The 8,209-nt window shown below is 50.3% G+C and carries 5 protein-coding genes and 1 pseudogene; 2 read left to right on the forward strand and 4 right to left on the reverse strand.

What is annotated here, in order from left to right:
- Positions 1–151: 151 nt before the first annotated feature.
- The 3 genes and pseudogenes from AC5JMP_RS17825 to crtH form a co-directional block, all read right to left on the reverse strand.
- Positions 152–874, reverse strand: a complete 723-nt coding sequence (locus AC5JMP_RS17825; RefSeq protein WP_495852835.1) for an amino acid ABC transporter ATP-binding protein — start codon at positions 872–874, stop codon at positions 152–154.
- Positions 867–2,573, reverse strand: a pseudogene (locus AC5JMP_RS17830) (ABC transporter substrate-binding protein/permease). The gene AC5JMP_RS17825 and the pseudogene AC5JMP_RS17830 overlap by 8 nt, the downstream one beginning before the upstream one ends.
- 279 nt (positions 2,574–2,852) lie before the next feature.
- Positions 2,853–4,397 carry a carotenoid isomerase gene (gene crtH / locus AC5JMP_RS17835; protein ID WP_495852836.1) on the reverse strand — a complete coding sequence of 515 codons (1,545 nt, stop codon included), beginning with the start codon at positions 4,395–4,397 and terminating at the stop codon, positions 2,853–2,855.
- 430 nt (positions 4,398–4,827) lie between these two features.
- Between crtH and AC5JMP_RS17840 the strand changes: the two genes are divergently transcribed.
- Positions 4,828–6,204: an MATE family efflux transporter gene (locus tag AC5JMP_RS17840; protein WP_495852837.1), complete on the forward strand. Its 1,377-nt coding sequence runs from the start codon at positions 4,828–4,830 to the stop codon at positions 6,202–6,204.
- 41 nt (positions 6,205–6,245) lie between these two features.
- Positions 6,246–7,667 carry an S-layer homology domain-containing protein gene (locus tag AC5JMP_RS17845; protein WP_495852838.1) on the forward strand — a complete coding sequence of 474 codons (1,422 nt, stop codon included), beginning with the start codon at positions 6,246–6,248 and terminating at the stop codon, positions 7,665–7,667.
- On the opposite strand, the gene AC5JMP_RS17850 is transcribed toward AC5JMP_RS17845, so the two are convergent.
- Positions 7,664–8,080, reverse strand: a complete 417-nt coding sequence (locus AC5JMP_RS17850) for a hypothetical protein (RefSeq protein ID WP_495852839.1) — start codon at positions 8,078–8,080, stop codon at positions 7,664–7,666. The genes AC5JMP_RS17845 and AC5JMP_RS17850 overlap by 4 nt on opposite strands.
- Positions 8,081–8,209 lie beyond the last annotated feature (129 nt).

Below are 8,209 nucleotides of genomic sequence, written 5' to 3' on the forward strand. Positions count from 1 at the left end.
AGGTGGTAATAGCCTAATCAACCAGGGGGTTTTAGTTATTAGCCGTCTTCAATTTCTTTAATTTCTTTAGGACATTTTGGGTGGCGCGCTCCGCGCGCCACCCAAAATGTCCCCGTCCCAATCAGGTGAATACAGCTGTAGATGTCTGAGACTATAAAACTTTCTCTAGAAACTGGCAGGCACGTTCACTCTTGGGCGTTGAGAAGAAAACTTCTGGGGGAGCATCCTCGGCAACACCGCCGCCATCCAAGAACAGAATTCGGTTTGCAACCTCACGGGCAAATCCCATTTCATGGGTGACGATCACCATTGTAATTCCGGTGCTGGCTAACCCTTTCATTACGTCTAGCACTTCCTTTACCATTTCCGGATCGAGAGCAGAAGTTGGTTCATCGAATAGCATTACTTCAGGCTGCATCGCCATCGAGCGAGCGATCGCCACCCGCTGTTTCTGTCCGCCTGAAAGTCTGGAAGGATAAACGCCCGCTTTCTCAGATAGTCCGACCTGAGCCAGCAGCTTCAAACCCAGATCTTCCGCTTCACCCTTAGGAATTTGCTTCACTTTGGTTGGGCCATAGATTACGTTATCTAGCACCGTTTTGTGGGGAAACAAATTGAAGTGCTGAAACACCATGCCCATGTTCTGCCGAGCTTTCCGGACGTCCGTTTTGGGATGAGTAATATCGACATTGTTGATGTAAACTCTGCCTCTAGTTGGCATTTCCAAGAGGTTTAGGCAGCGTAAAAAAGTTGATTTACCGCAACCCGAAGGACCGATAATCGCAACAACTTCACCTTGCCCAATCTCGGTTGAAATATCCTTTAAAACGTTTAGTTTTCCAAAAGATTTAGAGAGAAACTCTGTTCTAATCACTGAGGCGCATTCTCCTTTCAAAACGTTCTGCAAACCAGGTCAGTCCTACAATCATGATGTAGTAGACAATACCCACGAAAATATAGGGTTCAAAGAAGATAAACTTCTGTCCAGCCACAATTTGACTTCGACGCGTCAACTCCTCAACTCCGATGACGGAAGCGAGAGAAGAATCTTTCAAGAGCGCAATGCTTTCATTCACCAGCGAAGGCAAAATGTTTTTGAAGGCTTGAGGCAAAATAATATCCCACATCATCAGAGGATATTTAACTCCCAGCGTCATGGCAGCTTCTCGTTGCCCCCGATCGATCGCTGCAATGCCTCCCCGAATAGTTTCTGAGGTATAGGCGGCTGAATTGAGGGAAAACGTCACGACTCCTGCGATGAAGGCTGGAATGGCGTAACCTGTTAGCTGAGGAGTGGCGTAATAGATAATGATGATTTGTAAAAGTAGCGGAGTTCCTCTAAAGATTGAGGTGTAAAAGTCCGCAAACCATTTCAAAGGCTTAAATTCTGAAATCTTAAAAACTGCAAGAATGGTTCCTAAAGCAAATCCAAACACAGCCGATGTCAATGTAAACCTAAGCGTTTCCCAAATTCCGGTAAGGATAAAGGGAATGTCAGGTGCAATCTTGGAAAAATCTAGGTTGAGTCCTCCAGTTTGCGCTAGACTTCTTGCCAGAAACGGTGAAGAATTCAAAGCTGCTTCAAAGAAATTAGCGTCCATCCTTAATTTTTGTACCTTGATTTTGTAGGTAGTTTACTATCAAAAATCGATGGAAAAAGTACGCAAATAGACAGGATTATTTTCGATCAAGCTGTTGATTTTTTGAAAGACGTACAGCGTACCTTTCAAAAAATCAACAGCTTACCTAAAACGCAACCCATCGGTCTATGTAGCGGGTGTCTGAGCAGCCGCAGGGGAATTGTCACCAAACCATTTCGTTACCAATTCCTCGATTTTACCGCTGGCAATCATTTCCTTAAGAACTGGATTGAATTCAGCTGAGAGCGCTGATCCTTTAGGAAAAGCGATCGCCGAACCTGCCTGCTCTTCGTTGGGAATGACGTTAAATTCAAGCTCAGTATTAGTAGCAGTAAATCCTTTGGCAACGGTGTCTTCCATAATCACCGCGTCAATTCTTCCCGTTTTGAGTTCTTGCACAAGTTCGCTAATACGATTGAGCGCTACTGGAGTGACGCCTGGAATTTTCTTAGCAACCCCTTCTTGAATTGAGCTGAGCTGAACCCCCACTTTTTTGCCAGACAAACTGGCTCCTGTGGTTAAGTTAGCGCCCTTCTTAGCAACGATCGTGTTTTTTGCTTCGTAATAGATATCAGAGAAATCAACGTTTTTCTTCCGCTCTTCAGTCGGAGTCATGCCTGCCATTACAAAGTCTGCTCGTTTGGACTGTAGAGCGGGCAGCAGTCCGTTAAAGTCAATATTTTGAATTTGCAGGGAATAGCCCGTCTTCTCAGCAATATACTTGGCGATATCGATATCAAACCCAACAATTTCCTGAGTCCCGCTTGCCGAAGACACAAATTCAAAGGGCGGATAGTCGGCAGAGGTTGCCATCGTTAGAGACTTGCCAGGACTTGCACCTGAAGTCGTCGTTCCACCATTGCAGGCGGTAATTAGAAAAGCTGCCGCAATGGCAGTGAAGAACAGAGTCAGCAAAAGTCGAATTCGTTTCATTGCAGATAGGTTGAGTTGGCTAGTGTTGATTGACTTTTAGAGCTAATATGACCTGAATATAGCGCTACGCGCTTAGATCCAATGGGTTATTTTTTGAGAGCCGCACGGAGCGCGGCTCTCAAAAAATAACTCGCCCTAACTCAATTACGTAGGGCTTACGTAAGGCTATAGTCTGAGTTTTGTCATTCGGCATTACTCGCCAAGTGCGAATCGCATCAATCGTTCATTGTAAAGTTGAAGCGTCCTAATCTTTTTGTGTGCCTTGCTACCGATCGGCGATTAAAGCCTTAAATCTACGGCAATTCTGTGGGCACAGGCAAACCCCGAAAAGGCAACTGCGTTTAGCCCTTGTCCAGGAAAAGTGCTGTCGCCGACGCAGTAGAGTCCGGGTATGGCAGTCCGGTTAAACGGCATTCCCAGCAGACCCATTAGCTTGCGCCCCGGAATAGGCCCATAGGTGCCGTCTTGTCGCCCCAGAAAGCGGCGATGGCTGCGAGGCGTGCCGACTTCCATGTAGTCTAATCCTGCTTCTAGACCGGGAAAAATGACTGCCAATCGCTCAAGAACTCTACCTGCAACCTGCTCTTTTTTTGCCTCATATTCGTGGGGCGGCAAATCCTGCCAGGATTCCATCCAGCTTGGCGTGAAAGCGTGGATGATGTGATGTCCTACCGGGGCTAGGTCTGGGTCGAGCAGGGTAGGAATGGAGACAAAAATTGTGCCGATCGCCTCCTCCATTTTCTGCCAATCCTCCAGCAAAATATGGTGACACTCGGTACCCAACGGCAAAACCTCCGCCTTCACCCCTAGGTGCAGACTCAGGAAGCTCGGTGACTTTTCATAGCGCTGCTGCCATTTCTGCTCAGCCAGGGGCATTTGATCTTTGGGTAATAGCTTCTCGAAGGTATCCCAGCGGGTGGCGTTAGAAACGATTTTTTTAGCGCGAATGACTTCACCCGACGACAGCCTCACCCCCACGGCTCGATCGCCCTCCCGCAAAATTTCCGTTACCCTGGCTTTGTAGCGAATCTGGCTCCCTGCCTTCTCTAGCCCTTCCACCAGCTTCTGAGCAATTTGACCGACGCCGCCTTTCGGGTAATTGATGCCGCCATAGTGACGATCGCTAAACACCATGCCCGCATTAATCATAGGCGTGCGATCGGCAGGGACTACCGACCAGCAGTAGCACTCCATGTCAATAAATTTGAGCAGCTGCGGATCTTGGATGTGGCGACGGGCAATGTCTCCCACATTTTGTGGCAGATATTTCACTAGCCCTAGACAGGCAAACGGATGCTGAAAGAAAACGCGTGTCAGGTAGCGTGGCTCTTCTAGAGACAGCAGATCCATCACATTGAGGCAGTTGAACACCTGCCAGCACTCGTCATAAAACCGCCGAATTCCCTGCGCCTCGTGGGGAAAATGGGCAATCAACTCCTGCAAGAATTTCTCATAATCCCGATGAACCTTTAGATCTAAGCCGTTCGGCAGGTGATAGTGAATTTGTACCGGGTCGGGCAGCGTTTCTAAGCTGACGTTGACGGCTTGTAGGGCGCGGGTTAGGAGATTGGTGGTGCCGCGATCGCCAAACCCAAAAATCATCGAAGCCCCGACATCAAACCGATAGCCCTCTCTCTCAAAATATCCGGCGCTACCCCCTGGAATCACATAGCTTTCTAGCACTAGCACCGCCGCCCCTTTTGCTGCAAGCTGAGTTGCCGTCACCAGCCCACCGATGCCAGACCCAATTACGATTACATCAAAAGCTTCAGGCGGAGAACTCAGCAGGGCGCGATCAGTCAGCGGCTCAGAAACAGAATCCATAGATTTCAAAGACGGATAAAACCTTTCCTATCAGTCTATCGATTTATGAACCCCAAACCTAAAACGTTGCCATAAGATAAGGGGCAGTTTTGAAGGTCAATATCCATTTGAAGATTAATGCTTAAAAAATGGGGGACTAGCCTTACGACTAATCCCACCTGCCGATCCTTTGAGAGGAGAACACTGCAATTACTATACTCACTATTGAGAAAATTTGTCAATATAGCAGGAATTCATTTCAATCTCTACGGGTAGATTCCCCGCCGCTTGCGTCGTAAGTAATTGGCAAGAAGAGTTGGCTGTTCATACTCCGTCCGCTCGCGGCGGAGTTCTTGATTAGGAAAATCGTCAACATAGGCGAAGACTAGAGCTGATGCGTCTGCTAAGGTTCTTTTATGTCAAACAGGTCAGCCTACTCTAATTCTGATTCATGCCATTTACCCTGACCCGATCGCAATGGGTCAAAGAGACTCACTTGCTGCTGCATTTAGCCATTCCCCTGGCAGGTGCCCAGTTAGCTCAAGCCGCTACAGGATTTGTAGACACCGTAATGATGGGCATTTTAGGACAGCAGACCCTAGCTGCAGGAGCCTTGGGGGCGAGTTTGTTTACCTGTCTTTTGCTGATTGGCACAAGCATTTTGGCATCTGTGAGTCCTTTAGCTGCTGCCGCATTTGGGGCAGGTAAAACCGAGGAGGTCAGTCATGTGGTACGCCAAGGGCTGTGGCTGGCTGCTGTAATTGCCTTACCTAGTACAGTGCTGCTGTGGCAGGGCGGTGTGCTGATGCAGATCTTGGGGCAAGAAGAGCAAAATACTCGGCTGGCAAGCGCCTACTTAAGAGCGATCGCCTGGGGTATTTTTCCCGCTTTGGGCTTTGCCGTCTTGCGAAACTTTGTCTCTGCACTTTCGCAGCCCCGACCCGTTATTGTGATTATGGTGATTGGCACGTTGTTCAATGTGGCTGCTAACTATGTGCTAATGCTGGGCAAGTTAGGATTTCCGGCGTTGGGCATTGTTGGCATTGGCTGCGCCAGCGTTCTGTCTCTATGGGGGATGTTTCTGGCGCTGACGCTTTATGTGCTCTGGCAGCCTCAGCTGCGAACTTACCGGATCTTTCATCACTTGCAGCGGTTTGAAAAGCGGATGTTTTGGGATTTAGTCCAGATTGGTGTGCCGATCGGCGTTTTGGCAGCCATGGAAACCGGACTCTTTACCCTCACCACTTTTCTCATGGGGCAACTGGGAACTGTGACCCTGGCAGCTCACCAAATTGCGCTTCAGACGGCAGCGCTGACGTTTATGATTCCGCTGGGTATCTCTTACGCCACGACTGTCCGAGTCGGTCAGGAAATGGGAAAAAATAATCTAGCGGGAGCAAAGCGAGCTGGCTATCTCGGTATGGGTGTGGGGGCAGTCTTTATGGCGCTGATGGGGCTGGTATTTTGGACTATTCCGGAGGCGATCGTCTCTCTCTATCTAGACATTCACGATCCTGAAAACTTTGCCGTCGTAGACTTAGCAAAGATTCTGCTAGGCATTGCCGCCGTGTTTCAGCTGGTAGATGGCATTCAGGTGACGGCTGTCGGCGCTTTAAGGGGCATCCAAGACACCCAAGTCCCGATGCTGATTGGCATTTTCGCCTACTGGTGCGTAGGGTTTAGCAGCGGCTATGTCTTGGGCTTTCCGCTAGGCTGGGGAGGCGTGGGGCTATGGTGGGGGCTGGCAATTGGCTTGGCAGTTGCGGCGGCTATCCTCACCTGGCGGTTCAGTAAAGCGCACCTGCGGACTAACGTGGATTCACGGTAAGGTTGTGGAGTCGGCGCGAAATCTAGAGTAGCGATTTAGCCATGTCTTCACTCAAATCTTTTGCCTTGTGGATGGGGTTAATGACCTGTGGCATATTGCCTTTAGGTGCCTGTTCCAACGCGCCATGGGCGGCAAATTTGGAGCGATCGCTGGCAGCCGATCCCAGGCTTCAGGAAAGTCCAGCGATCGCTGAGGCATCGCCCAATGATAGCCCTAACGGATCATTGGAGAGCGGCACGGCGCAGCTTCCTGCCGGATTTCCGGGCGAAATTCCTCGCTATCCCAACGCGGATTTGGTTGCCGTGACGCAGCCTATCACCTCTGAAGTGGCTCAGCCCACCCAGACTCGTTGGGCAACGGCTGACTCTAGCGACCAAGTGCGGCAATTCTATCAGGACAGTCTGAAGACCAATGGCTGGCAGTTAGATCAGCCTGGGGTTTCTGGAGCGATCGTTGCGTCGCGAGACAACCTGCGAGTTACGGTGGGCACTGCAAGCTCTAGCGCCTCTTCTGAGGCTACTGCTTCAAATGCTGTAGGCAAGACAGAATTCACGCTCAGCTATCAGTTCTCAGAGGGCGTAGGTCAATCCTCTAATCCATCGTCCCAAACCAGCTTGCCTCAACCAGGCGATCCCGCTTTTGTGGGACCTGTGCCGCCATCCGGTTTGTCCTCAGAGGCACAGACGCCAGATGCCCAGACTAACGTGGCTCAAAGCCCAGATCGATCTGCCGCCACCTCAAGCTACGCCGATCTCAATCAGACGCCTCCAGAACTCCAAAAATATATTACTGATCTGCTCAAATTGGGAGCGCTACCCCTGCGATCGTCTGCCTCCAGCAACACGACTTCCAATAGCCCAACTTTTAAGCCCAACCAAGCCATTACCCGCCGCGAATATGCCCGCTGGCTGGTAGCTGCCAATAACCAAATCTACGCCAATCAGTCGGGTCGCCAGGTGCGGTTAGGGACATCTACCGATCGCCCTGCTTTTCCAGACGTGCCCGTCAGCGATCCGGACTTTGGCGCCATCCAGGGCTTGGCCAACGCTGGGTTAATCACTAGCGCCCTATCAGGCGATGGCTCCCCCGTCAGCTTCCGCCCTGATGCGCCGCTGACTCGCGAAGACATGGTTCTCTGGAAAGTGCCTGTTGACATCCGGCGATCGCTCCCTAACGCCAACCTAGACACCCTTCAGCAAACCTGGGGCTTCCAGGATGCCGCCAAAATAGACCCCAAAGCCCAGCGTGCCGTGATTGCCGACTACCAAAATGGCGACTTAGCTAATATCCGTCGCGCCTTTGGCTACACCACCCTGTTTCAGCCCAAAAAGACCGTTACCCGTGCCGAAGCGGCAGCCGCGCTGTGGTATTTTGGCTCTCAAGGCGAAGGTTTATCGGCAAAAGATGCTCTATCGGTCCCAGAGGCTTCCCCCCGCCCACCTGAAAAGCCGATTGGAGGCTAGCTTGCGGCTCTGCGCCCAAAGGCTCGCTTGACTTCCGATCGCAGCAGGTAGTAGAGCACGATCGCGCTAATAACCAGCTGGAAGACAGCAATGCCTCGACTGCCGATGCCTGTTGCTACTGTTGATAAGTTACTCAAGGTTTTGAAGCCTTCCAGAACCAGCGTTGCGACCCAAGCCCAGGATTGCAGCATAAATAGCCCATAGGCAAGCAGTAAACCTATCAACCCCAGAAGCAGCAGAAAAATTCCAAACCCGACGACAAAAGAACCTGCCTGAGCAACAGAGGGTGTTGGAGAGACTTCTTGAGCGATCGCGTCTCTGAATGACAGGATTCCCAAACTCCCTATCAGAATTAGAATAGCCCCAACCAGTTGAAGTGTGGCAACAATAGTAACTCCGACTGGACGATTCATCGTCAAACCCTGCAAGACAACGACTAGAGAATACTACCTCTATTCGTAAATTGTGAATGCTGCTGAGGCTGAAAGCTTCAAGCTCTCGTCTGATACCAATCTAAAGTGATGAGGCGGCAGTTGTTTTTT

The organism is Drouetiella sp., assembly GCF_059504425.1.

Coding starts and splice junctions, on each gene's coding strand:
- crtH (WP_495852836.1), bottom strand. CDS start 4,397: ATGGATTCTGTTTCTGAGCCGCTGACTGATCGCGCCCTGCTGAGTTCT.
- AC5JMP_RS17840 (WP_495852837.1), top strand. CDS start 4,828: ATGCCATTTACCCTGACCCGATCGCAATGGGTCAAAGAGACTCACTTG.
- AC5JMP_RS17845 (WP_495852838.1), top strand. CDS start 6,246: ATGTCTTCACTCAAATCTTTTGCCTTGTGGATGGGGTTAATGACCTGT.
- AC5JMP_RS17850 (WP_495852839.1), bottom strand. CDS start 8,080: ATGAATCGTCCAGTCGGAGTTACTATTGTTGCCACACTTCAACTGGTT.